Raw genomic sequence first — 856 nt, 5'->3', positions numbered from 1 at the left:
CAATGGTTGGAACAGAAGAGGCATTCGCCAGTTTGCTGGCATGCAGTCGGTGTTCGAACAAATTGCGCGGTCGCTGAAAAAGCGGAGAGCCATGCTGTTTGTTGGCGCTGGAGTGTCGATGAGCGTCGGCTTGCCACCGTGGAGAAAACTCATCGAGCACATGGCAGATGATCTCGGCCTGGACGACCAGACGGTCGGCATGCCTGACACGACCTACCAGGCGCTTGCCGAATACTACCGCCTCAAGCACGGCAGCATCGGCCCCCTGCGCAGCTGGATGGACCGCGAGTGGAGCGTTTCTCGGGACAAGGTAAAGCGATCGGAGATCCACAAGCTCGTCATGTCGCTCGATTTCCCAATCATCTACACCACCAATTACGATCGAAACCTGGAAGCTGCTTTCGAGATCTATGGCCGGCCGTTCGTCAAAATCGCCAACGCGAAAGACATCGCCAAAGTCAACGGCGACCTGACACAGATCATCAAATACCATGGCGATTTTGACGACGACACTTCCCTTGTGTTGGCAGAGACGGACTATTTTGACCGGCTTTCCTTCGACTCACCACTTGATGTGAAATTCCGGGCAGATGCACTGGGGCGCACCATCCTGTTCATCGGCTACAGCATGTCGGATATGAACATCCGTCTGCTGCTGCACCGTCTGTGGCAGACCTGGCGCCTATCGGGTTACGAGCGGGACCGTCCAAAGTCATTCGTGTTCATGCCGGGCCCGAACGTGGTTCAGGAGGCGGTCCTCGGACGCTGGGGGCTCAACGTCGTGGCTGGGGACGATGAGGATCCGCAGCAGAGCTTGGCAGCTTTTCTCAGCAAGATCGCCGAAGCAAGTTGACGG

Annotated in this window: 1 protein-coding gene; it reads left to right on the top strand. The window is 56.9% G+C overall.

Translation table 11 applies throughout. The features are described from left to right. Window positions 1-40 precede the first annotated feature (40 nt). Complete coding sequence (locus NKH57_RS33745; RefSeq protein ID WP_352950691.1) at window positions 41-853, top strand: SIR2 family NAD-dependent protein deacylase; 813 nt, start codon at window positions 41-43, stop codon at window positions 851-853. Window positions 854-856: the final 3 nt, after the last annotated feature.

It is taken from the genome of Mesorhizobium sp. M1050 (genome assembly GCF_040318715.1).
Classification (GTDB): domain Bacteria; phylum Pseudomonadota; class Alphaproteobacteria; order Rhizobiales; family Rhizobiaceae; genus Mesorhizobium.
Note: the sequence above shows the minus strand (reverse complement) of the source record. Positions and strands in the feature narration are given on the sequence as shown.